The following is a 24153-nucleotide window of genomic DNA, read 5'->3' as shown; positions in this document are numbered from 1 at the left end:
ATGGATATTAAAGAGCTCTACTCCATTTTTTGTAAATATCCAAAGGTCAGTACCGATTCCAGGATATGTATACGTGACTCAATTTTCTTTGCTTTAAAAGGTGACAGATTCAATGGTAATCTGTTTGCCGAAAAAGCTTTGGAAATTGGGTGCGCATATGCTGTAGTGGATGAGTGGGATGACAATATCAAGAATGACCGTATCATCAAGGTTGAAAATGTTCTGTCTACATTGCAGAACCTTTCAAACTACCACAGGAAGAAGCTTAAAATACCTATTATTGGAATAACAGGTACAAATGGGAAAACTACTACAAAGGAGTTAATTACAATTTCATTATCTAGAAAATTCAAAGTTGCATCAACACAAGGTAATTATAATAATCATATAGGTGTGCCTTTAACGCTCCTTTCTATGGATAAATCACATGAGATAGGAGTAGTTGAAATGGGAGCTAACCACCCGGGAGATATTAAAGAGCTGTGTGAGATTGCTGAGCCGGACTATGGAATTATTACTAACGTAGGCAGGGCGCATCTGGAGGGATTTGGAACAATTGAGAATGTAATCAGTACAAAGTGCGAATTATATGATTTCATTCGTGCTCATGAGGGTAAGGTTTTTGTTAACAGAGATAATAAAACACTATATGAATTGTCAGAAGGAATGGACCGCATCTTATATGGTAAAAATGATCCTTCACTTTTTGCATCTGGCTCGATAGCTGACTCAACACCTTTTTTGGAGTTTGACTGGAGCTTTTTCGACAGTTCATACAGAGTTAAAACACGACTAGTGGGTGAATATAATTTTGATAATGCTATTGCAGCAGTGGCTATTTCAAAATTCTTCGGCATAAATGCAGAGAGGATCAGTGCTGCACTGGAAGAGTATGAGCCAACCAATTACAGGTCGCAGTTTATGAGAACTGAAAAAAATGATCTGATTATCGATACATATAATGCAAATCCTACAAGTATGAAGACCTCTCTCGATTTCTTTACCTCTATACCTACATCACTGCCAAAAATGGTGATTCTGGGTGAAATGAAAGAGTTGGGGGATGTTAGTGAAGAGGAGCATAGAAAAATGGTTAAGTACCTTGAGAAGCAATCTTTTTCACTTAGATATCTTGTTGGTGGAGTTTTTAAGGATCTGCTTGAGGAAAAAGAGAATTGCAGGTATTTCGAAAATGTTGACGATCTGATAAAGGAGTTGGAAAATAATCCAGTAAAAGACTATTATATCTTTATTAAAGGATCACATTCTGTGCAGTTAGATAAAGTGATTAGCTATTTGTAGATTTTAGTTTTATAAAATAGTTGTTGAGAACAGAGTAGATCACAGTTATTATTCAGGATAATTAATTCCTGAACAGTATGGTGATTATTGCGATCTCAGATACTGTACCGATACGAAATTGTGGACCCACCAAACCAATCCCTGATGTAACATAAACATGGGTGTTCTCCTTTTTCTTATAACCATGAGCAACCTCAAATACAATTTCTGTTGCAATATTACCTGGAAATGCCTGTCCATGGTGTGTATGCCCGTAAAGTGCTAAATCAGCTCCTGCCTCAGATTCTTCGCTCAGGTTATCAGGGGTGTGGTTAAGTATGATAACAGGTTTTGACATATCAACATGATTTTCTGATATAATTTCCTCGGTTGATTTTCTGTCGAGAATTACTTTGTCGTCACGACCAACTACATATATTGCGCTATCAATTAATACCACAGAATCGCGCAACATCACAATTCCAGATTCATTTAACAACTGAATTTTCTCTTCAGCATCATATCTGTATTCATGATTCCCTGTGCAGGAATATATACCCAGAGGGGCTGAAAGTCGAACCAGCTCATCTTTAATATCCTGATCCAATATAGGTTCAATATGCGAATCTATTATATCACCCACAAATAGAATCAAATCAGGTTTTTGTGACATAATCAGATCAACATATCGTTTGGCATGCTTGCGGTTAATCATCCATCCTAAATGCATGTCTCCAATTACTGCTATACGTACAGAATCAAACTCTTCAACAGGCTTTTCAATATTTAACCGCAATTCCTGCACAACTGGGTTATTGAATTTGTAGTGCCCGTTTATCATTACTCCTGTCACAAATAATATAGGAATAGTCAATGATATGATTCTGAATTTACGGGACTGTCTGTTAAGATACCAGGGCTTCTTTAGTAATCTTCTTACAAATATATATATGAGATCGGTTATAAACCATAGCCCTCCTGTATAAAGCAGAAACAGCATCCAGCTTGTTCCCATCACCCGGATCAGCTGGACAACGTTATCGGGTAAGGTTCTGTAGAAGAAAAATCCATAAGTATATATAAGAAATTCAAGGCCGAAAAGAATTATCAGGATAATACGTGCCCATTTCTTCTTGTCGAATGTGTGCCAGCCTTTTAGGAAGACTAAAACGCCAAGTGTAACATGAATTATATAAGCATTTATAAGTGCGCGCATATTTATTTAACTTGATGGGTGCAGTTCTATAACAAGATATTCTGATCTGGTTCCAATACGAAACTTACCACCCCAGATTCCTATTCCTGTGGTTACAAAATAGTGAGTGTTGCTCTTTCTTAAGTATCCATGAGATACTTCAAATATTTTGTCAGCTATCAATGAAATTGGAAATATCTGTCCTCTGTGAGTATGACCGGAGAATTGAAAATTAATACTATTTTCCATTGCTTCTTCAAGTTTCAAAGGCTGATGATCCAGCAGAATGGTGAAAGACGACCTGTCTACCTGTTCCATTATGTCGTTCAGCTTTTTTCTGCCTCTGTTTGAATGATCATCGCGACCAATTATAGTTATTCCGTTTAAGTTTATATGTCTGTCTCTTAAAAGGGTTATGCCTGCTCTATCATAAAAATCCGGATCTTCATTTATAGCAAACATCATATCATGATTTCCTGTACAGGCATATACACCCATATTGCTGGTGATTTTTTTTAATACACTCTCTGTTGAATCATTTATTAGTGGTCTGAGATGATTATCTATTATATCACCTGCGATTATAACAATATCAGGCTTCTCGGAGTTTATTAACTCAACCCATTTATCAACCTCTTTTGCAGAAATGGTGTATCCAATATGGAGATCACTAATGCCCACAATTTTAACTGGTTCTGAAATCTTATCGCTCTCTATATTTATATGTTGTCTTTTTTTATTGTGATATAGCAGGTTGCCATAAGCTAAAATTAAAGAAACCACGCCAAGCACTATCAGAGAAGTTGTTGTGTTATTTGTGAAAATTCGGTAAACAGTTCCATTGTCAATAAAATGAAAAATATGATTTGAGAGGCGAAAAAAATCTATCAGTAATACCCCAATAAATAGATACAAAAATGCAACTAACCATCCTGTACTGAATGAATAGAGTTGCCCGGCAAGCTGTAAACTTAGTTTTTCACTCAGAGTAAAAAATATAACCATCGAAATTATACCAAGTAAAAATATAGTAGGTACTATGATCTTTATCAGGGTAATGTCAGGCATAAGTTTATATAACCTGATAGCTGTATACAGATAAACAGCTAGGAATATTACAGGTAATATTATAAGAATAGCTTTTTGAGTCAATAGTTCTAAATTAAAAAGTGAACAATTTAATATAATGTCTAACTTATTGTAATGCTCTATGAAAGGGACAATACATTAATTGTATAAAGATATGGAAAAAATATATAAAAATAAATTGAAAAAGTTTTGGCAATATAAAAATGTATGATATATTTGTGATATCAAAATAATATCATTTTAAATACTATATTTTATGGAAACAAAAGAATTCAATTTTAAAGGATTTAAAACAAGCGGTTTCTTAATGATTTTTCTGGAAATTGTTCTGTTAGCAGCGGTTGTCTGGCTGTTCTTGCAGGGTATCTGGGGTATAATAGCCAGTATTACATTATTTTTGTTTTGGTTAGTATTCCTGTTTGGATTTACAAAGCTTGAGCCTAACGAAGCAGTCGTTATGATATTTTTCGGTAAATACAAAGGGGTGCTAAAGGAGACTGGATTCTTTTGGGTTAATCCTTTTATTACTAAGAAACGACTTTCACTTCGTGCAAGAAACCTTAATCCTAATCCTATCAAAGTGAACGATAAAGTGGGTAACCCTGTTCTTATTGGTCTGGTTTTAGTCTGGAAACTAAAGGATACTTACAAGGCTATGTTTGAAATAGACTCTCAAACAATCGCTGCATCTACCCCCAATACTGTTGGTACCGGTACATTCTCTGTAAGTAAACAGATGAACGCTTTTGAGAATTTCGTTGATGTGCAGAGTGATGCTGCATTAAGGCTGATTGCCGGCAAGTATGCTTACGATAGCAGCTTGGTTTCAGATGATGAGATAACATTAAGATCAGGAGGGGATATAGTAAATGATGATCTTCAGGAAGAATTGAATAAAAGACTTGAGATGGCCGGTATCGAGATTGTAGAAGCTCGTATTAATTATTTGGCATATGCACCCGAAATTGCAGCTGTTATGTTAAGACGCCAACAAGCTGAGGCTATTATAGCAGCACGTGAGAAAATTGTTGAGGGTGCAGTAACCATGGTTAAGATGGCATTAGATAAGATTGAAGATGAGGATATTGTAGAACTTGATGCAGATAAAAAAGCAGCAATGGTAAGTAATCTATTAGTTGTACTGTGTGCTGATGAGTCTGCTCAACCTGTTCTGAATACTGGTTCACTTTATCAATAACTGACGTAACAATTATATCTACAAGGATAATGAGGATAAATAAAATAAATTTTATTGAAGAACAACGCCAGGGTCCGTTCATCTGGATAGTTTTGCTTTTAATCAATTCGATATTTATTTTTGGAACTATTAAGCAGATTGGGATGGGTGAACCGTTTGGTGATACGCCTATGAGCGATATCGGTTTGATTATTGTTGCTGTTCTGATTCTTTTATCCTCTTTACCCCTTGCTGTATTTTGTAAGCTTCAGACATTCATTAACAGTGATGGTATCTATATTAGATATTTCCCATTTCAATGGAAGTATAAAATATATGACTGGAGTAATATAGAAATGGTGTTTATCACAAAATATAAACCATTCTTTGAATATGGAGGCTGGGGTTTCAGAAAGAGGCTAAAAGGCACTGTTGCTTACACTGTTAAAGGCAAGATAGGGTTAATGATAAAATTAAAAAACGGTAAAAGTGTTTTGATAGGTACCCAAAAACCAGAATATTTAAAAGAGATACTTATTAAACTTGGAAAGTATGGAGTTGAAATAGGATGACAAAGAAAGATAAGACAACCAAAAATTTTGCCTTGCGACTGGATCCTGAGACAATGGAGGCTATTGAGAAATGGGCTGCTGACGAATTCAGAAGTGTAAATGGTCAGATTCAGTGGATGCTTGATCAACAGCTAAGAAAGAGTGGAAGGTTGAAATCCGAATAATTATTTCTATTGATGAAATTATTATTCATATTTATTCTACTTTTACTATAAATATATACATATACAAATTCAAATCCCAAGAACATATTTAAACCACATATAAAATGAATAAAGTTTTCGTTTTGGTCACGTGCTTACTGATGTCTGTTACTTTAGTTGCTCAAAACATATCAGTAACTGGCAGATTAGTATCAGCAGAAGATAATAAGCCTTTGCCATACGCCACTATTGCTGTAGCTGAAGAGAGTGATCCTGGTAATAGTTTCAGGAAATTAGCTACAAACGAAAATGGTAAGTTCTCAACTGACCTAGAGAAAGGAAAATATATATTAGTCTTCAATTTTGTAGGAATGGATGAGGTCGAAGAAACATTAGATCTCACATCAGTTAACGGAAAATACGACCTTGGAGATATCATAATGACAGAGTCTTCCACTGAGCTGGAAGAGATTAATGTTACTGCTCAGAGGCCATTGGTTAAAGTGGAGCTGGATAAGCTAACTTACAGTGCTAAGGATGACCCTGAGGCATCTACCTCAAGTGTACTTGATCTGTTGCGAAAGGTGCCACTGATTACTGTAGATGGGGAGGATGAAATTCAGCTGAAAGGTTCATCAAACTTCAAGATTTATGTGAATGGCAAGCCTTCAAATATGGTTTCATCTAATCCTTCTCAGGTATTAAAGAGTATGCCGGCCAACAGCATTAAGGATATTGAGGTAATTACAGATCCAGGTGCTCGTTATGATGCAGAAGGAGTTGGAGGTATAATTAATATTGTGACTGATAAAAGAGTTGATGATGGTTATTCCGGGTCTGTTGGAGGAAGTGCAAACAGTTTTGAAGGGCTTGGGAGCAATCTCTATTTAGCAACTAAATATGGAAAACTTGGCTTTACCGGAAATGTCGGTTATGATATGTTTAAGCAGCCAAAATCGGAGACAAGTTCTACTACTGAAGAATTTACTCCTTACCCGCTTAATACATTGAGTCAAACAGGAGCTACATCAACTATTGGCAAAGTGCTCTTCCTAAACGGTTCTATGAGTTTTGAACCAGATACAATCAACCTTTTTAATCTTTCTGTATCCCGATTTGGTGGCAACTTCAAATCTAATACAAACCAGCAAGCTGTTTCGGGTGAAGCGCGACCATATTCATATACTTCTGAAAGCAATAGTGTAAATAACTTTGGAGGTATGAGTTTCTCAGCCGATTACCAGAGGAGTTTCAGGAAAAAAGGAGAACAACTCACCGGTTCGTATAGGTTTGAAAGAAATCCAAATGACAGTGAGTATGACAGCAAATATGATGTTGAACCTGGTGGTGTTTTTTATTATCCTGATGGTTATCAATTAAAGAGTGTAAATAAAGCCGGTGGTAATGAACATACATTTCAGGTTGATTATGTTAATCCATTGAATGGGAAGCATAATGTTGAAACAGGTGTAAAGTATATTTTCAGAGATAATTCGAGTCGCGCCGTTCATACATACTTTGATGTTGAAGACAACTTATGGAAACCTGATATTGATAGAAAAAATGACTTGGATCATACACAAAATATCTTTTCCGGATATGGAGGGTATAGTTACAGGAGTGGTAAGATTGGTATGAAAATTGGTCTGAGGGCTGAGCAAACACAGCAGAATATTCATTTTATGAGTGCTGAGTTGGATACGGTTGTTGGGACAAATTATTTTGATCTGGTTCCATCGGCTACAATATCGTATCAGATTGGTATGACTCAAACTATAAGAGGGGGTTATAATATGAGAATATCTCGCCCTGGTATCTGGTATCTGAATCCATATATCAATGATGTGGATCCTAATAATATCAGTTATGGAAATCCTAATCTGGACTCTGAACAGCAGCATAATTTCAATATAAATTATGGAACCTTCTCTCAGAAAGTTAATTTAAATGCAACCATTAGTTACTCTTTTGCAAAAAACGCAGTTACTGCTTACAGTTTTATTGTTCAAGATGTAGAAGATGGCATTGAAAAATCAGTCACTCATAACACTTATGCAAATATTGGACGTAATCATACTATTGGAACAAATCTTTACTTAAGCTGGATGCCCAATGAAATTATTCGAACTTATATCAATGGTGGAGTGAATTATACTGACATTAAAAGCACTCAGGAGAACAGCAGATTGCAAAATAGCGGGTTCTCGGGTCGTGCTTTTGGTGGGATTACATTTTCTTTTCCTAGAGATTTCAGATTTGTGACAAATGGAGGATTTTTCCTAAACCAGGTTTTGCTGCAAACAAATCAGTCTCCTTTTTATTTCTACTCTATGAGCATGCAAAAGAGTCTTATCAATAAGAAGCTTGACTTGTCTTTAAATGTTCAAAATCTGTTTTCAGAATATAGAGATATGTCAACTACTACCAAAGGTGAAGGATTCACTCAGAAGAGTAGATTCATGAGTCCGGCAAGAGTTTTTAGCTTGAGTGTAACATATAGGTTTGGCGACCTGAAATCTTCAATTAAACGTGTTCAGAGAACTATTACAAATGAAGATGTCATGCAGGGAGAAAGTGGTACACAACAGGGTGCGGCAACAATCCCAGCAGGCAGCTAATTTTGTAGAATGTTTAATTTCCTGTATTTTTGAAGAATGAGGATTGATATAATAACAGTGCTTCCCGAAATGATTGAAGGGGCTCTCCATACAAGTATACTAAAGAGGGCTCAGGATAAGAGTCTGGTGGAATTTGGACTACATAATCTGCGTGATTATACATTAGATAAACATAAGAGAGTTGATGATTATCCATATGGTGGAGAAGCTGGAATGGTGTTGCAGATTGAACCTATTGACAGGGCAATATCTCATTTGAAATCACAGCGTGATTATGACGAAGTGATATTTACAACTCCTGATGGAGAGCTGTTTACACAATCTGTTGCAAATCAACTTTCGTTACTAAATAATATCATAATACTTTGCGGTCATTATAAAGGAATAGATTACAGAGTAAGAGAGCATCTTGTAACAAGAGAGATATCAATAGGCGATTTTGTACTTACCGGTGGTGAACTCGCTGCAGCAATGATTGCAGATGCTGTTGTAAGATTAATTCCAGGTGTTATTGGTGATGAACAGTCAGCTCTGTCCGATTCATTCCAGGATGGGCTTCTGGCACCTCCTGTTTATACCCGGCCGGCAGAGTATAAGGGGTGGAAAGTTCCCGATGTGCTTTTATCCGGTCATGAAAAGAAAATTCAGGATTGGCGACATGATCAGGCTGTTGAACGTACAAAAAGACTTAGACCTGATTTGTTGTAACTTTTTATATCTTTGTAAAAACTAATTAATTATATAAAATATGAAAGGCATTGTACTAGCCGGTGGTTCTGGATCCAGGTTATATCCCATTACTAAAGGTGTATCCAAGCAAATGCTGCCGATTTTTGATAAACCAATGATCTATTATCCTATTTCCACTCTGATGCTAGCAGGGATAAAAGATATTCTCATCATTTCAACACCTGCCGATTTACCAGGATTCAAACGTCTTTTAGGTGACGGTTCTGATTATGGAGTCAACTTTGAATATGCTGAACAGCCAAGTCCGGATGGTTTAGCTCAGGCTTTCATTATTGGGGAAGATTTTATAGGCAATGATTCTGTTTGCTTAATACTCGGAGATAATATTTTTTATGGACAGAGTTTCAGGTTAATGCTTCAGCAGGCAGTGGCCAATACAGAGAATAACCGGCAAGCTACAATATTCGGGTATTATGTAAATGATCCTGAAAGGTATGGGGTTGTTGAATTTGATATAAATAATAAAGTTAAATCAATAGAGGAAAAGCCTAAGAATCCGAAATCAAACTATGCTGTGGTAGGGCTCTATTTTTATCCAAATAGTGTAGTTGAAATTGCAAAGAATATAAAGCCCTCTGCACGTGGAGAACTTGAAATTACTACAGTTAATGAAATGTATCTGAATAAAGAGCAGTTGAACCTTCAATTGCTTGGCAGGGGGTTTGCATGGCTGGATACAGGTACTCACGATTCGCTATCTGAAGCGTCAACATTTATTGAGGTGCTTGAAAAAAGACAGGGTCTAAAAATCGCTTGTCTCGAAGAGATCGCATTATTAAATGGCTGGATCTCAAGAGAAGATATTAAACGTATTGCTGAACCAATGAAAAAGAATCAATATGGTCAGTATCTATTGCGTTTAATTGATATAGAATAAAAATTTATGGAAGTAGAGTACACTGAAATTGAAGGTCTGGTAATTATTCGTCCTGAAATTTATAGAGATGAACGAGGATATTTCTTTGAGTCTTTTTCTCAGAGAGAGTTTGAAGAAAAGGTAAGTAAAACGCAGTTTGTTCAGGACAATGAGAGCAGATCCAGCTATGGTGTATTGAGAGGTTTGCATTTTCAGAAAAATCCTTTTGCTCAGGCTAAACTGATAAGAGTGATTAGTGGAAAAGTGTTGGATGTTGCAGTTGATTTAAGACATAATTCTCCAACATTTGGTAAACATGTCTCGGTTGAATTATCAGAAGAGAATAAACAGCAGGTCTTTATTCCCCGAGGGTTCGCGCATGGTTTTATTGTCTTAAGTGATCATGCTGTGTGTCAGTATAAATGTGATAACTATTATGCTCCTGATTATGCAGAGGGTTTAATGTGGGATGATAAACAGTTAAACATTAATTGGTTACTACCTGATGAAGATATAATATTATCTGAAAAGGATAAGAATAATCCAAATTTTGACTTAAACTCTGTATATTTCGAAAGTAAGAAGTCAAAAAATTAAAAATTAGATATTTTGAGTAAAATGGGAAGAAAAAACATATTAATTACAGGAGGTGCCGGTTTTATAGGTTCACATGTAGTAAGGCATTTTATTAATAGTTATCCTGAGTATAAGATTATTAATGTTGATGCTCTCACTTATGCAGGCAACTTGCTTAATCTGAAGGATATTGAGGATAGAGAAAATTATACTTTTGTAAAAGCTGATATATGTGATTTTTCTGAAATGCAAAATCTTTTCAGAAAGTATGAAATAGATTCTGTTATACATCTGGCTGCAGAGAGTCATGTAGACCGATCTATAACTGATCCGTTCTCTTTTGCCCGTACAAATATAATGGGTACTCTAAATCTTTTACAGGCTGCCAGAGAGTATTGGAACAATGATTTCAGCAATAAACTGTTTTATCATGTGTCTACTGATGAGGTATATGGATCACTTGAATTTGGAGAGCATCCATTTACTGAGACTACATCTTATGATCCACACTCACCATATTCAGCTTCGAAAGCATCTTCGGACCATTTCGTCAGAGCTTATAGGGATACATATGGGCTGCCAATAGTAATCTCTAACTGTTCCAACAATTATGGACCTTACCAGTTTCCCGAAAAACTTATTCCATTATTTATAAATAATATTCGTCACAATAAACCATTGCCTGTCTATGGTAAGGGAGAGAATGTAAGAGACTGGCTGTATGTAGAGGATCATGCCAAAGCAATTGATGTAATATTTCACAAAGGTAAACGAGGGGATACATATAATATTGGAGGACTCAATGAGTGGAAGAATATTGACCTGATTCATCAGGTTGTGAAAGTTTGTGATAAACTATTAGGGAGAGCAGAAGGTGAGTCAGAAAAACTTATAACCTATGTTACCGATAGGGCCGGTCATGATTTGCGTTACGCTATTGATGCGACTAAACTGACTTCCGAGCTTGGTTGGAAACCATCACTTCAGTTTGAGGAAGGGCTTGAGAAGACAGTTAGATGGTATCTTGACAATCAGGACTGGCTTGATCATGTAACTAGTGGTGAATACATGAACTATTATAAACAAATGTATGGCGAATAGATGATATTACATGCCTAAGTTATATGCTATACTCACACCGGGTGTAACAAAGTTTTTCTTTCTTATTGCGCTGTTTTTTGATCCAAATCCCATATCAACAAAGATAGAGAGTTCTATATTTTGAAAGGAGTAACCGGCTAGCGGAGCAAATGCAAATGCTGCATAATTACCACCAAATGCTGCACCTATGCGTGGTTCAAAAAATAATCCATCTTCAAAGCCTATCTTGGTAATCCTGTATCCAACCAATGGCATAATATAATTGAATCCATCATCTGCATTATTGAGGATACTTGAAACCAGCTTACCTTCTCCATATGGGTTATTAAAGCCTTTTATGCTAAGTGAAATGAAGTTATTGCCAGTGGATGAAACATAATTATCCACTGTCAACCAAGCTATAGTACCGCCGGCTCCGAACTTTTTATCGCGCTCACTGTTTGTAACTATACCAATGTCACCAGATATCCTGATGTAGTTGTTGTACTGGCCTTTAGCGCTCATTAAAATGACAATTGTAAATAACAGAGTAAAGTATACTTTTTTCATATCGGATAATTAATAATTTCTGACGTCTAAATTATAGTATTATTTTATCTTAAGCAATTTTTATATTACATTTACATTTAAACTTAAAGCTTTATTCTGAAATTTTATTTGAATTATAGGTTATTGGTAAAAGCAAGAATTTAAAGAGAATATTGTATGATTAGTAAATCGTCAAAGATATATGTGGCAGGGCATAGGGGGTTGGTTGGCTCTGCAATATGGAATAATCTGAAAAAGAAAGGCTATACTAATTTAATTGGCAGAACCCATAAAGAGCTCGATCTTATGAATGGCTCTGAAGTTTCCAGGTTTTTCGATCAGGAGAAACCTGATTTTGTATTTCTGGCTGCAGCACATGTCGGTGGTATCATTGCCAATAATAATTACAGAGCTGATTTTATATACAGAAATCTACAGATTCAAAATAATGTGATTTCAGAGAGTTTCCGTCATAACGTAAAGAAACTGCTCTTTTTGGGGAGTACATGTATCTATCCAAAAGAGGCGAGTCAGCCTATTTCAGAAGACTCTTTACTTACCGGACCACTGGAATATACAAATGAACCATACGCCATTGCAAAAATTGCCGGACTTAAGATGTGTGAGAGTTTTAATATTCAATATGGCACAAACTTTATTGCGGTAATGCCCACAAACCTATATGGACCAAATGATAATTTTGATCTGGAAAAGAGTCATGTTCTTCCTGCAATGATAAGGAAGATCTTTCTTTCAAAGGCTTTGATGGATAACAACTGGGATACGATAAACAGAGACCTCAATGTTCGCCCTGTAGAAAAGGTAAACGGAGAAAGCAGTAAAGATGAGAAAGTGTCGATACTTGGAAAATATGGAATCACAGACAAGCATGTAAAGCTCTGGGGAACAGGCAAGCCATTAAGAGAGTTTCTCTGGAGTGAAGAGATGGCGGATGCGTGCGTGTTCATAATGGAGAATGTTGATTTTTCTGACTTAATAGAAGATAAAAAAGAGATACGAAACTGTCATATAAATATTGGTACAGGAAAAGAGATATCAATTCATGATCTTGCATTACTTATCAAAGAGACCATCGGATATGATGGTGAGATACTTTTTGATGATTCAAAACCTGATGGTACTATGAGAAAACTGACTGACGTAACCAAATTAAATAATCTTGGGTGGAAGCATAAGATTGAAGTTGAGGAGGGAGTTCAGAAATTGTACAATTGGTATATTCAGAATATATGAAAATTGTGGTATAAATAACTTCCTATTGTAAGTAAACTTCACTATTTTTGCACGTCATTATTTAAACAGAATCAGATGAATAGAGATAAGCACATCTTTGAAATAATAGAAAAGGAGCGAGATCGTCAGTTAAAGGGTTTGGAGCTGATTGCTTCTGAAAATTTCGTTAGTGAGCAGGTAATGGAAGCTGCCGGCTCTGTCCTTACAAATAAATATGCAGAAGGTTATCCTGGTAGAAGATATTATGGTGGCTGTGAAGTTGTTGACCTAAGTGAGCAGCTTGCAATAGACAGATTAAAGCAATTGTTCGATGCAGAATGGGCAAACGTTCAGCCACATTCAGGAGCACAGGCAAATGCTGCTGTATTTCTTGCTTGCCTTAAAGCAGGTGATAAATTCCTGGGTTTAAACCTTTCTCATGGTGGTCACCTAACTCACGGTTCTCCTGTTAATTTTTCAGGATTGATGTTTCATCCACTTGAATATAATGTAAGAGAAGATGATCAGCATGTCGACTATGATCAACTGGAACAGGTTGCACGTACTGAAAAACCGAAGTTGATTATTGCAGGTGCTTCAGCTTATTCACGTGAATGGGATTATGCACGTATCAGAAAAGTTGCTGACGAGATCGGCGCAATTTTTATGGTTGATATGGCACACCCGGCAGGATTAATAGCTGCAGGTTTACTTGAAAATCCGGTTAAATATGCACATATAGTTACATCTACAACGCATAAAACACTTCGCGGACCACGTGGTGGGGTTATTCTGATGGGTAAAGATTTTGAAAACCCATGGGGTGTAAAAACTCCAAAGGGTGAGACGAAAATGATGTCAGCTATGCTCGACTCAGCAGTTTTCCCGGGTATGCAGGGAGGTCCCCTCGAACATATTATTGCTGCTAAAGCTGTTGCTTTTCATGAAGCACTTCAGCCTGAGTACAAAGTTTATCAACAACAGGTTAAGAAAAATGCAGCCACAATGGCGCAAGCATTTGTCGATCTTGGATATAATGTAGTATCGGGTGGTACAGATAATCATATCATTCTTGTAGATTTGCGAAGCAAGTTCCCAAATCTGACAGGTAAGCAAGGCGAGAATCTGCTGGTAGAGGCTGATATTACCGTAAATAAGAACATGGTGCCTTTCGATGACAGATCGCCATTCCAGACTTCAGGACTCCGTTTCGGTACACCTGCTATAACAACTCGCGGTGCAAAGGAAGATCTTATGGGTGAAATTGTTGAGATGATTGATAAGGTTCTGGCAAATCCCGAAGATGGTAAAGTGATTTCTTCTGTTCGTGAGAAGGTGAATGAAACAATGAAAAAATATCCAATTTTTGCTTGGTAATGTAAAAACAGTTACTGGCTTTTTCTTAGACAATATCAAACGAGGAGTGGTTGAACTATTCCTCGTTTTTATTTATATTTGCATATAACAGGCAGATTTGAAATCCTACAGTAGATAGTTTATGAGTATCCTTCAAACAGAAATTCAGTTTATACCGGGTGTTGGTCCTAAAAGAGCAGCACTATTAAACAAGGAGATAGATGTTTTCACTGTTGGGGATCTCTTAAGATGGTATCCGTATAGGTATATTGACAGAACCCGTTTCTATTATATTCATGAAATTGACAACACCCTTGCATATATTCAGATAAAAGGGAAAATAACTGCATTCGAGACTTTTGGTGAGGGGCGAAAAAGGCGACTGGTAGCGCATTTCACAGATGGTACCGGTTTTATTGATCTTGTCTGGTTTCAGGGTATTCGTTTTATCGAAGGAAAATATAAGCTTAATCAGGAGTATATAGTTTTTGGCAAACCTAATCTTTTTAATGGTAAGTGGAATATAGCTCATCCAGAAATAGATCCTTTTTTAAATGAGTCAGATTTGCCTCAGGGACTGATGGCAATGTACAATACAACTGAGAAAATGAAAAATCATTATCTCAACTCAAAGGCTATGCAGAAGATTATTGAGAATGCATTCAGCTTAATCAAAGATAGACTGCCTGAATCTCTTTCTTCTGATGTTATAACTGATGCAAAGCTAATATCTTTTCATGATGCTGTTGAGAATATCCACTTTCCTAAATCACCTGCTAATCTGAAGGATGCTCAATATAGATTAAAATTTGAAGAACTGTTTTATATCCAGTTGAATATCGTCCGTTATGCATATGATAGAAAGGGAAAATTAAATGGTTTTGTTTTCCATAAGGTGGGTGAGTACCTGAACAATTTTTACAAAAATAATCTGCCATTCCCTTTAACCGGTGCACAGAAAAGGGTTATTAAAGAGATTCGCAAAGATACCGCATCAGGAAAGCAGATGAATCGTCTTCTACAGGGTGATGTTGGAAGTGGAAAAACATTGGTAGCTATAATGTGTATGCTGATAGCTTTGGATAATGGCTTCCAGGCATGCTTGATGGCTCCAACAGAGATTCTTGCTTCCCAGCATTACGAAACATTCACCAAAATGCTGTCAGGAATGAATCTAAGAGTAGAGTTACTGACAGGTTCAACTAAAAAGAAGGATAGGGAGGAGTTGCATGCAGGACTGCAATCTGGTGAGATAAATATTTTAATTGGTACTCATGCGCTTATAGAGGATGTGGTACAGTTTAAAAATCTTGGGTTTGTTGTTATTGACGAGCAGCACCGTTTTGGGGTAGCACAGAGAGCAAAGCTATGGTCTAAAAACAACCGCCCGCCACATATACTGGTGATGACTGCTACACCTATACCTCGTACTCTGGCTATGACTGTATATGGCGATCTTGATGTATCTGTAATTGATGAATTACCACCTGGAAGAAAACCAGTGCAAACATTGCATCGATTTGACAAAAAGCGGGGTGAGCTATATAATTTTATAAGGAAAGAGATCAATTCTGGTCGCCAAGTCTACATTGTTTACCCATTGATTGAAGAGAGTGAAACGCTCGACCTAAAAAATCTGGAAGAGGGATATGAGCATATAAAAGAGGCTTTCCCTGAGTTTTCAGTTTGCAAAATGCATGGCAGGATGAAGCCAGCTGAGAAGGATGAAGTTATGCAGAAGTTCGTTTCAGGTAAAGCAGATATAATGGTATCTACAACAGTAATTGAGGTTGGGGTTAATGTGCCAAATGCCAGTGTTATGGTAATAGAGAGTGCACAAAGGTTTGGTCTGTCTCAGTTGCATCAGTTAAGAGGAAGAGTAGGTAGGGGTGCGGATCAGTCATATTGCATTTTAATAACCCCTTATGAATTGTCATCAGATACCCGTAAAAGGATTGAGATAATGACAGAGAGTAACGATGGATTTGTTATTGCTGAAGCTGACCTGAAACTCAGGGGCCCGGGAGATCTGGAAGGAACCCAGCAGAGCGGGATTCCATTCGATCTCAAAATTGCTGATATCGTTAAAGACAACGATATATTGTTCAGGGCACGTGAAATTGCAGAAAAATTAATCGATAATGACCCCTCTCTTGAGCTGCCTGAGCATGAGGTGCTTAAACATCAGCTTAAACTGCTCGGAGGTAATCGTTACGACTGGAGCAGAATAAGCTGAAAGGTCCAAACAGTTCAATTATATTATTCAGTTTTAATAACCAGTTCTTTACCCTGCTCAAGTAATTCATGTGAGATAAACCAGCCGTCAACTACTTCACCTCCATAGGTAATCTGGTTAATTTTTTTACCATTACCATCTTTTCTGATAGTGAACTTGTTGCCTGTACCTAGTCTGAACTTAACTTCATCAAACAGCGGAACAGTTACAATATACTCCGGATCAGCCGGAGAGTATGTATATAATCCTATTGCATTCAATACATACCAGGCAGACATCTCACCAGCATCATCCATACCTGCATATGCAAGTCCCTCAGCTCCCATATCATAAAACCTGTTCATGATACTATCAAGTACACATTGTGCCTTCTCCTGGCGATCTATAAAGTAATAGGTATAAGGAATACTGTGTCCCGGTTGGTTGCCATGGCAATAATTGCCTATGAATCCTGTCATATTATGAAGTTCAATTCCATTCCACGGTTCTGTAAACAGTGAATCAAGCTTCTTGTCGATAGCTTCATAACTTGGATAAAGATCAATCATTCCTTTAACATCATGAGGTGCAAAGAAGAGAGAATTCCATGCATTTGCTTCACGATACATATAGGCAAAATAGGCATAATAAGGATCGAAGTCTTCAATCCACTTACCCTCTTTGGTGCCATTATCCACCTTACCACGCCAGAAACCGGTTGAAGGGTCAAACAGATTTTTATAGTTCATTGAGCGACCCATCAGCAGCTCATAATTTTCTGTATCTCCAATCTCTTTTGCTACAAGAGCAGTAGCGTAATCGTCGTAAGCATACTCAACCGTTTTGGTAACTGCAGCTTTATACTCATCCCAAAATGGAACATTAGTTGTATCTTTTTCAGCAATCCACCCTTTCTCTATATACTCGTCAAGATATGGTCTTCCACCACGACCCGGAACTGTGGCATTTTTTAATAACAATGCATAAGCTCTCTCAAGATCAAAATCTTTTATTCCTCTGAGCCAACTACCTGAAACAAATACCGAAGCGTGGTCACCATGAAAGAATGTAGGCATATATCCGCCTCTCTTTTCACCTTTATCAATGATTGATTTAATAACATCTGTTGTCACATCAGGTGATACCATTCCCAGCAACACAAGTTTGTTCCTGTAATCATCCCAGAACGATGGATTAGTATAATATCTGAAACCCTCATTTACAACTTCACCTCTCTCGTCTGTAAAGTCGCCATTCACATCACTTCTCAATGCAGGCCATAAAAACGAACGATACAGAGTTGAATAAAAAATTCCTTTCTCACGTTCAGTGCCACCACTCACTTCAATATTCGACAATAGTTTATTCCATGTGTTATCTGCCTCTTTACGAACCTGATCAAAACTTTTATCAATCATTTCCTCCTCCAGGTTCATCTTTGCATTCTCAACACTCACAAATGAGAACCCAATCTTTAACTCCAATGGGCTATTTTTTCCATTATTCCCGAATTTAACAACAGATACTTCATGCTGGTCATTCTTTACTTGCTCTATTTCGTCAATAGGGTAGTTAGAAACAGCAAAAAAATATATTTTACCCTCTGCGTCCTGAAAACCTGTGAAGGAATAATCACCACTCTTTTCTATTGCCCAGTACCTCACTCTGTTATTAGTGCGTGTTATATCAACAATAAGTTTTTTATCAGATCCATCATTGTAACTATATTTATGATATCCTGATCTTAAAGTGGAAGTAAGTTCAGCATTTATACCATACCTCTCTAAAAATACCTGATAGTATCCCGGATGTGCAGATTCATTCTCATGACTATATTCCGATGCGAAATCGGTTGGATTTACATCTCCTGTTACAGGAAGCACAGGCAGATGGAGTAGGTTCCAGTGACCCTTATTGGTGTGAGCAAAACCAAAAATTACAGTATCTTCATACTGATAGCCGGCTCCACTTCTGAATTGTGTCACAGGACTTAGCTGAACCATTGCATTCGGAAGTGATGATCCAGGGAAAACCTCTGCTCCCCATGTGCGCTCTTCCCAAGTGCGTACATAGCCAAGGTCTTCAGGTTCCCACAAAGTAGCTGTTCCAAGGAATGGGTTAACATAGCTTGTTAAGCCTTTCTCCGATATAGATGTACAGCCTGATAAGATAATTGAAAGGGTGATAATCGTAGATAAAAGTCTCATTTTAATTATTTCTATGATATATGTATTAAATTAATGCAATTACGAACCTAATCATAAATGTAATAATTCACAAACTATTTTTATAATGAATTGATTGTATTAATCAATATAATTCTCTTTTTGTAAGTATGCAGCAGACTCAATTAACATGCATCCGCTGAGCTGTTCTGTCAGCCCTGTTGTATTACCGGGTTTTACACGCCAGTTGGGACTAAAAAGAAAGTTTTGTTTATTAGTGCCTTCATTCCATAATGTCTCGGCATTTAGTTTGATAAACTGTAAATATCTTCTGCGAACAGGTTCATCAAGTCTTTCCTGAATTATAAGCTGAGTGAAATATCTTACAAATATACCTTTGAAGAGTCCTCCATCCCCGTCACCTTCACTCTTTAATATAGAGTTGTTTACCAAGCTGCTCATTGTATAGTCGGCAGCCATAGCAGCATCATTCAGATAACTTTTTTCATTTAATATTTTATGTAATTCAACTGCAGCTCCTAAATATGTACCCTGGTTATATGTAAAAATCCAATCTTTATTAATTTTACCCTCTCTTGAGTCAATACTATCCCAGACAGCACCTGAATTTGTATTCACCAATGTTGATTTTAGCCAGTCATATATTCGCAGTGCCCACTCTTTATCTTCAGGGTTACCAAACTCCTGGTAAAGACGTGCTGCAAGTATGGCAGCAGGGCCATTTGAACAGGCATTCTTACTCCATTCCATACCCTTTTTCCATGTGATACCTCCGCCGGCATTATCATTCCAGCCCTCTTTTATATATCCCCATAGTTCAAGAGCTGCATCTTTATACTTTGGGTCGTTTGTTGCTTTAAAAGCCCTAAGTAAGGCTAAAGCATTCCACTCCATGTCATCATAGAAATCATTATTCCAGGTGTTGCCGTTTCTGGCTTTTACACCTGTGAACCACTGTTCAATTATAGTTTTATATGATTGGTTATTAGTCCTCACATATGCATCTATTACCACATCCAGAGCATGTGCATTTGGCCAATACTGAAAGGTAGTATTACCACCATTATTAGTATTAAAATATTGTCCGCTGCTATTCCAAAAAGATGAAATTAAAGCATCACTGCTTGAGTTTGCAGCATCATTCCAGTTTATCTCTACTTTATCATCATCATCATCTTTATCCCCATCACCTGGTATATCACCTTTTTCGCATCCCCAGGCAAAAAGTATGAATAGCATTAGCAGATATTGATAGTTTTTTTTCATAAGAGTAATTTATTTAAAATAATAAAGTATGGGAATAACCTATTGGTAATTCCCATACTACTTTCCTCATCTGTCAAGGTGCTGTAACTGAATGAGTATATGGCTGGTCTGCCTGAAGATATATTGTATATACAGCAGGGTTCCCATCATAATTACCCATCAATTTCCATTTATTATCCCATTGTGTAGGATTCACCAGTTTTAAGTAATAATATGATTCGGGACTGTTCGCATCCGGTCTGGAGTCGGTCTGATTCAGAGTACCCCATTCCATCTCAACCTCATTTTCACTTCCCTCCTCTTTTACAAACATTCTGAATTTGTAACGTTCATCACGTCCCCATCCTTCCTGTTTAAAGGTCACTGTTTCAGTAGTCTGGAATACACCGTATCCACGGTAAGGAAGATCAAACAATATTTTGTTTTCAGGGCTAAAGTAAAAACCAATTCTTGTTACCTGTGCGATAGTTCCTGCTCCGGTATTGAAATCAACCGTAATCCTGTAAACTCCATCAGCAGATACTGTTGATGAGCCCTCTTTTATAACGATACCATCACTTAAAGAGAACAGTGCCGGAGAACCGGAGTTAGAGCTCGCAAAATTGTAAGCAGCATTTGCCTTAAGATAGGTATAAACTTCAAACTCTCCTGTAGATACAGCTTTCATTTTATGAGCCTTGTTAAGATCTGTGCCACCTTCGGAAGCTTCACCTGTTACATATAGATCGATAGGTATCTCCTCTTCTGGAAAACCGGCCAATCTTGTTATTACTATTTTGTTCTCCTTGGCAGCCTTTATCATGTTGGTGCCTTTAATAGAGAATACGGTCCATTTTATTGTTCCGGTAGCAGAAGGTCCCATTCCTGTCATTCCGGCTATTTTATTCAGCTGCTTGTGTGAAATGTTTACAAAATTGCTGAAACCGTTATTGTTTGAATATGCAATATAAAGTGGATTTGAAAAATCGCCATCCTCTTTGTCAAAAGCAATCTGGTAGATTGCAGGACCTGCACCTGTTAAATCTGCATGTTCCCATTCAAAATATTCAGTAGCTGAGGCTGCAGGCTGTAAAACCAGAGCCTTGCTGTCCATTGGTTCAATAAGTTCTTTTACTTCAACCAGACTCTTATCAGTTTCACCCATGTTATCTGAACATCCTGCCATAAAGAGAGTCAGTGAAATAATTATTGAAAGATAATATGTTATTTGTTTCATATTTATTATTCTTTAATGATTAGATTATGAGTATATTGACCACCTGGATTTAGTGAAAACATAAAGTCATATGTTTTATCACTCCAACCAGTTGTTGATGGACTTTTCCAAATCTCTCCGTCAGTCCACTGCTGTACATTCTCTCTTTCAACCATATAGTAATACGCCTCATTGCCTGAAGGTTTACTGTCATTACCTGGTGAACGCCATTCTGTTACACCATCAGAGCTGGTCATTCTGAATTTATACCTGTCATCATTGTTGTCATTGTCTGTAAGACCAGTAATTGTATGGTTTGTTAATTCCCAAACTCCAAGCCCCTTATATGGCAATTCAATCTCTCTCTGTGACCAGTTTAAGAACAGAACAACTTTAGTAACCTCTTTAGTAGTGAAAGAGCCGATGTTAAAGTCAAGATAGTATTTATAGATACCCGTATTGGGAACAGTTGATGTACCACCTTCTACAATCTTCTCACCACTAAGCGAGTAGGTAATAGGATCTCCTGTTGTACTATTTACAAAAAAGAACTCTTTACCCTCAGTAAATTGCATATAAATTTCAAATTCACCATCATTGATTTTTTTCATTCTCAGAGCGTTTGCAATGTCACCTCCAACTTCAGTTCCTTCCCCTGTAATATAAAGCTGATCAGGTATATTGGCAAATCCTGCAAGTCTGGTCAGTGTAATTGTCCTTTCCTGTTTAGCTTTAACAGGATTAATACCTTTTGATGAATATACTGTCCATTTTAATGTACCCTGTTCAGATGATTCAATTCCTGCCAATGCAGCAATCTGATTTAACTGCTTATGTGTAACTGTTGCATGGTTACTTCCTCCATTGTTGTCGGCAGCCAAAACTGCAATTGGATCAGAGAAATCACCATCAGCTACGTCAAAAGCTATCTCATAAAGAACCGTTCCACTATCTTCAGCTCTGGCAGGTTCCCATTCAAAATACAACATTGCTGAAGCAGAAGATTGAAGTATTAATGTCCGCCCGTCTACTGGTTCGTAAAGCCTCTCCACAGGGGTGACACCCAGGTCTCTAACTTCTCCTTCACTACTGCATGATGTAACGGAAAATATCAGTGATAATATAATTGATAGTTGTAATATTTTATTTTTCATAATTCCTGATTTTAAAATAACTGTTGTAACAAAACCATTAATAGCCCGGATTTTGTGTCAGGTTTTCATTAATATCTCTTTGAGATTGAGGAATAGCAAATAGGTAATCACGTTCCGGATTAAATCTTCTTTGTTCCAATTCAATATATTGGGTATTATTAGCTGCAAATTTTGCCCCATGAGGAGTGCCATTCATAACAGTTTCTATTGTACCCCATCTGCGTATGTCAAACAGTCTTAATCCTTCTATTGCGAGCTCAGAACGACGTTCGCGACGAATAATTTCTCTCATGTTGTCATTACCCGGGTAGTTTAATGCACCTGCATCTGTAAAACCTGCACGTACACGAATAGGTCTGATTGTTTGGTTCCAAACCGATTCATTCATCTCGCCAAGCTCATTCTTTGCTTCTGCATACATTAATAGAACATCAGCATAACGCATTAATATCAGGTTCAATCCTGCATTCATACCTTCAGGAGCCTGAGGGTCGAAATACTTTCTTATGTAATATCCTGTAGCTGTAGAGTTCTGGCCGGGACCAGAATATTCATCAAGGTTTGATGCTCCCGCTTCAGCAGAAGATCCTGGGCGAATATAGATAGTAGATACCTTGCCTGAACCATCTACCCATTGGTAACCATGATAAACAATAGTTGCTCCAAAACGAGGGTCTCTGTTAACATATGGATCGTTTTCATTATATCCTGAACCATCTTCATGTATGGCTTTACCATTTCTCATGATATAATCATCCACAAGTTCCTGAGTTGGTGCAAATGCATTGATACGACCACCTACAGAGATAGGAATTCCATCATACATTTCCATCCATGTTCTCAGATTAAGTGCATAACCAAGATCTAAAATAACCTCGTCGTTTAATTCATTTTGAGGAAGGAATAATCCCTCATAACTTGGAAATAGCTCATAATTTCCAAACTCACCATTAATTATTCGTTGTGTAATTGAAGCTACTTCCGACCAGCTATTTTCATAAAGATAGGTTCTTGCAAGCAGCATCATTGCAGCTCCCTGCGTAATTCTTCCTTTATCTTTATCGCTATATTCACCTTTCTTAGGAAGAAGAGTAACAATACTGTTGAGTTCGTTCCTTACAAATTCAAGAACCTCTGCCTTCGGAGAACGCTCTATTGTATTTGCTTCCTGTCGTGAAATATTAAAGTCAAATAGTGGAACATCACCATAATGGTTTGTAAGTCTGAAAAACAGAGAAGCTCTGATGAAACGTGCTTCAGCTTTCATTCTTTCTTTTACAGCAGGATCCATATTTGGAACAAGATCAATATTTTCCAAAAGAATATGGCAAGTTTTTATTCCACTATAGCAATCCGCCCATTCACCAGCAAATCTTCCAAGTGCGGCATCAGCCTGACCTGAAGTGATAATTTTCTCATTTGTATTACCTCTGCCTTCATAAAGGTTGTCAGTCAGTCTCTCATTAGCGAAGAAGTAATTCGAATTAAACATCTGGCTGTAAGCCATATTCAGAACAGCAGCAGCTTTCTCTGTCGAAGTCCAGTAATTGGCATCTGTAAACCTGTTTGTAGGAGCCAAATCCAGATCATTGCAAGATGAAAGTATTGCAGTTGTGATTAAGATAAAAGAAATATATTTTATGATTTTTGTTTTCATATTAT

20 protein-coding genes are annotated in these 24153 nt (G+C 37.1%); 12 read left to right on the top strand and 8 right to left on the bottom strand.

Features of this window, described 5'->3' with window-relative positions; genetic code table 11:
- A complete protein-coding gene (locus BN1354_RS08355; RefSeq protein ID WP_053826832.1) occupies positions 1 to 1302 on the top strand; it encodes a UDP-N-acetylmuramoyl-tripeptide--D-alanyl-D-alanine ligase in 1302 nt (433 codons plus the stop codon).
- Positions 1303 to 1363: 61 nt separating this feature from the next.
- Here BN1354_RS08355 and BN1354_RS08350 read toward each other — a convergent pair whose 3' ends face one another.
- Entirely contained in the window at positions 1364 to 2497 is a 1134-nt protein-coding gene (locus BN1354_RS08350; protein ID WP_053826831.1) for a metallophosphoesterase, read from the bottom strand.
- A gap of 6 nt (positions 2498 to 2503) precedes the next feature.
- A complete protein-coding gene (locus tag BN1354_RS08345) occupies positions 2504 to 3544 on the bottom strand; it encodes a metallophosphoesterase (RefSeq protein WP_154904841.1) in 1041 nt (346 codons plus the stop codon).
- A 277-nt stretch (positions 3545 to 3821) separates the two neighbouring features.
- Here BN1354_RS08345 and BN1354_RS08340 point away from each other — a divergent pair, with 277 nt between their 5' ends.
- The 8 genes from BN1354_RS08340 to rfbB all read left to right on the top strand — a co-directional run bounded on the left by BN1354_RS08340 (position 3822) and on the right by rfbB (position 11358).
- Positions 3822 to 4763: an SPFH domain-containing protein gene (locus tag BN1354_RS08340; RefSeq protein WP_053826830.1), complete on the top strand. Its 942-nt coding sequence runs from the start codon at positions 3822 to 3824 to the stop codon at positions 4761 to 4763.
- Between the two features lie 29 nt (positions 4764 to 4792).
- Positions 4793 to 5314, top strand: a complete 522-nt coding sequence (locus BN1354_RS08335; RefSeq protein ID WP_053826829.1) for a hypothetical protein — start codon at positions 4793 to 4795, stop codon at positions 5312 to 5314.
- Complete coding sequence (locus tag BN1354_RS08330) at positions 5311 to 5478, top strand: type II toxin-antitoxin system antitoxin (protein ID WP_045088898.1); 168 nt, start codon at positions 5311 to 5313, stop codon at positions 5476 to 5478. The genes BN1354_RS08335 and BN1354_RS08330 overlap by 4 nt, the downstream gene beginning before the upstream one ends.
- A gap of 104 nt (positions 5479 to 5582) precedes the next feature.
- The gene (locus BN1354_RS08325; RefSeq protein ID WP_074010747.1) at positions 5583 to 8075 is read left to right on the top strand and encodes a TonB-dependent receptor; all 2493 of its coding nucleotides are present in this window, start codon (positions 5583 to 5585) and stop codon (positions 8073 to 8075) included.
- 36 nt (positions 8076 to 8111) lie between these two features.
- The gene (trmD, locus tag BN1354_RS08320) at positions 8112 to 8783 is read left to right on the top strand and encodes a tRNA (guanosine(37)-N1)-methyltransferase TrmD (protein WP_053826827.1); all 672 of its coding nucleotides are present in this window, start codon (positions 8112 to 8114) and stop codon (positions 8781 to 8783) included.
- A 40-nt stretch (positions 8784 to 8823) separates the two neighbouring features.
- The gene (gene rfbA, locus BN1354_RS08315; RefSeq protein ID WP_045088901.1) at positions 8824 to 9702 is read left to right on the top strand and encodes a glucose-1-phosphate thymidylyltransferase RfbA; all 879 of its coding nucleotides are present in this window, start codon (positions 8824 to 8826) and stop codon (positions 9700 to 9702) included.
- Between the two features lie 6 nt (positions 9703 to 9708).
- Positions 9709 to 10278 (top strand): dTDP-4-dehydrorhamnose 3,5-epimerase, encoded by a 570-nt coding sequence (gene rfbC / locus BN1354_RS08310; RefSeq protein ID WP_045088902.1) that lies wholly within the window; start codon positions 9709 to 9711, stop codon positions 10276 to 10278.
- 21 nt (positions 10279 to 10299) lie between these two features.
- Entirely contained in the window at positions 10300 to 11358 is a 1059-nt protein-coding gene (gene rfbB / locus BN1354_RS08305; protein ID WP_045088903.1) for a dTDP-glucose 4,6-dehydratase, read from the top strand.
- Between the two features lie 6 nt (positions 11359 to 11364).
- Here the strand turns inward: rfbB and BN1354_RS08300 are convergent, their stop codons facing one another.
- Positions 11365 to 11862, bottom strand: coding sequence for a hypothetical protein (locus BN1354_RS08300; protein ID WP_053826826.1), 498 nt, complete (start codon positions 11860 to 11862; stop codon positions 11365 to 11367).
- Positions 11863 to 12063: 201 nt separating this feature from the next.
- On the opposite strand from BN1354_RS08300, the gene BN1354_RS08295 reads away from it, so the two are divergent.
- The 3 genes from BN1354_RS08295 to recG all read left to right on the top strand — a co-directional run bounded on the left by BN1354_RS08295 (position 12064) and on the right by recG (position 16711).
- Positions 12064 to 13140 (top strand): GDP-L-fucose synthase family protein, encoded by a 1077-nt coding sequence (locus BN1354_RS08295; RefSeq protein ID WP_045088905.1) that lies wholly within the window; start codon positions 12064 to 12066, stop codon positions 13138 to 13140.
- Between the two features lie 75 nt (positions 13141 to 13215).
- Positions 13216 to 14496, top strand: coding sequence for a serine hydroxymethyltransferase (glyA, locus tag BN1354_RS08290; RefSeq protein WP_053826825.1), 1281 nt, complete (start codon positions 13216 to 13218; stop codon positions 14494 to 14496).
- Between the two features lie 121 nt (positions 14497 to 14617).
- The gene (recG, locus tag BN1354_RS08285; RefSeq protein ID WP_053826824.1) at positions 14618 to 16711 is read left to right on the top strand and encodes an ATP-dependent DNA helicase RecG; all 2094 of its coding nucleotides are present in this window, start codon (positions 14618 to 14620) and stop codon (positions 16709 to 16711) included.
- A 23-nt stretch (positions 16712 to 16734) separates the two neighbouring features.
- On the opposite strand, the gene BN1354_RS08280 is transcribed toward recG, so the two are convergent.
- The 5 genes from BN1354_RS08280 to BN1354_RS08260 all read right to left on the bottom strand — a co-directional run bounded on the left by BN1354_RS08280 (position 16735) and on the right by BN1354_RS08260 (position 24148).
- A complete protein-coding gene (locus tag BN1354_RS08280; RefSeq protein ID WP_053826823.1) occupies positions 16735 to 18897 on the bottom strand; it encodes a GH92 family glycosyl hydrolase in 2163 nt (720 codons plus the stop codon).
- 99 nt (positions 18898 to 18996) lie between these two features.
- Positions 18997 to 20142, bottom strand: coding sequence for a glycoside hydrolase family 76 protein (locus BN1354_RS08275; protein WP_053826822.1), 1146 nt, complete (start codon positions 20140 to 20142; stop codon positions 18997 to 18999).
- Positions 20143 to 20215: 73 nt separating this feature from the next.
- Positions 20216 to 21358, bottom strand: coding sequence for a SusE domain-containing protein (locus tag BN1354_RS08270; protein ID WP_053826821.1), 1143 nt, complete (start codon positions 21356 to 21358; stop codon positions 20216 to 20218).
- A gap of 5 nt (positions 21359 to 21363) precedes the next feature.
- Entirely contained in the window at positions 21364 to 22491 is a 1128-nt protein-coding gene (locus tag BN1354_RS08265; protein ID WP_053826820.1) for a SusE domain-containing protein, read from the bottom strand.
- 37 nt (positions 22492 to 22528) lie between these two features.
- Positions 22529 to 24148, bottom strand: a complete 1620-nt coding sequence (locus BN1354_RS08260; RefSeq protein WP_053826819.1) for a RagB/SusD family nutrient uptake outer membrane protein — start codon at positions 24146 to 24148, stop codon at positions 22529 to 22531.
- Between the last annotated feature and the right edge of the window lie 5 nt (positions 24149 to 24153).

This window comes from Lascolabacillus massiliensis, assembly GCF_001282625.1.
Classification (GTDB): Bacteria; Bacteroidota; Bacteroidia; order Bacteroidales; family Dysgonomonadaceae; genus Proteiniphilum; species Proteiniphilum massiliensis.
The sequence above is the reverse complement of the archived record's forward strand: the minus strand, read 5'-3'. Positions and strand labels throughout refer to the sequence as shown.

Excerpts from the sequence above, each read along its gene's own strand:
- glyA (WP_053826825.1), top strand. The coding sequence starts at position 13,216 with ATGAATAGAGATAAGCACATCTTTGAAATAATAGAAAAGGAGCGAGAT.
- BN1354_RS08295 (WP_045088905.1), top strand. The coding sequence starts at position 12,064 with ATGATTAGTAAATCGTCAAAGATATATGTGGCAGGGCATAGGGGGTTG.
- recG (WP_053826824.1), top strand. The coding sequence starts at position 14,618 with ATGAGTATCCTTCAAACAGAAATTCAGTTTATACCGGGTGTTGGTCCT.
- BN1354_RS08350 (WP_053826831.1), bottom strand. The coding sequence starts at position 2,497 with ATGCGCGCACTTATAAATGCTTATATAATTCATGTTACACTTGGCGTT.
- rfbA (WP_045088901.1), top strand. The coding sequence starts at position 8,824 with ATGAAAGGCATTGTACTAGCCGGTGGTTCTGGATCCAGGTTATATCCC.
- BN1354_RS08345 (WP_154904841.1), bottom strand. The coding sequence starts at position 3,544 with ATGCCTGACATTACCCTGATAAAGATCATAGTACCTACTATATTTTTA.
- BN1354_RS08280 (WP_053826823.1), bottom strand. The coding sequence starts at position 18,897 with ATGAGACTTTTATCTACGATTATCACCCTTTCAATTATCTTATCAGGC.
- BN1354_RS08260 (WP_053826819.1), bottom strand. The coding sequence starts at position 24,148 with ATGAAAACAAAAATCATAAAATATATTTCTTTTATCTTAATCACAACT.
- BN1354_RS08340 (WP_053826830.1), top strand. The coding sequence starts at position 3,822 with ATGGAAACAAAAGAATTCAATTTTAAAGGATTTAAAACAAGCGGTTTC.
- BN1354_RS08265 (WP_053826820.1), bottom strand. The coding sequence starts at position 22,491 with ATGAAAAATAAAATATTACAACTATCAATTATATTATCACTGATATTT.
- BN1354_RS08275 (WP_053826822.1), bottom strand. The coding sequence starts at position 20,142 with ATGAAAAAAAACTATCAATATCTGCTAATGCTATTCATACTTTTTGCC.
- BN1354_RS08325 (WP_074010747.1), top strand. The coding sequence starts at position 5,583 with ATGAATAAAGTTTTCGTTTTGGTCACGTGCTTACTGATGTCTGTTACT.
- BN1354_RS08330 (WP_045088898.1), top strand. The coding sequence starts at position 5,311 with ATGACAAAGAAAGATAAGACAACCAAAAATTTTGCCTTGCGACTGGAT.
- trmD (WP_053826827.1), top strand. The coding sequence starts at position 8,112 with ATGAGGATTGATATAATAACAGTGCTTCCCGAAATGATTGAAGGGGCT.
- BN1354_RS08270 (WP_053826821.1), bottom strand. The coding sequence starts at position 21,358 with ATGAAACAAATAACATATTATCTTTCAATAATTATTTCACTGACTCTC.
- rfbC (WP_045088902.1), top strand. The coding sequence starts at position 9,709 with ATGGAAGTAGAGTACACTGAAATTGAAGGTCTGGTAATTATTCGTCCT.
- BN1354_RS08355 (WP_053826832.1), top strand. The coding sequence starts at position 1 with ATGGATATTAAAGAGCTCTACTCCATTTTTTGTAAATATCCAAAGGTC.
- BN1354_RS08335 (WP_053826829.1), top strand. The coding sequence starts at position 4,793 with ATGAGGATAAATAAAATAAATTTTATTGAAGAACAACGCCAGGGTCCG.
- BN1354_RS08300 (WP_053826826.1), bottom strand. The coding sequence starts at position 11,862 with ATGAGCGCTAAAGGCCAGTACAACAACTACATCAGGATATCTGGTGAC.
- rfbB (WP_045088903.1), top strand. The coding sequence starts at position 10,300 with ATGGGAAGAAAAAACATATTAATTACAGGAGGTGCCGGTTTTATAGGT.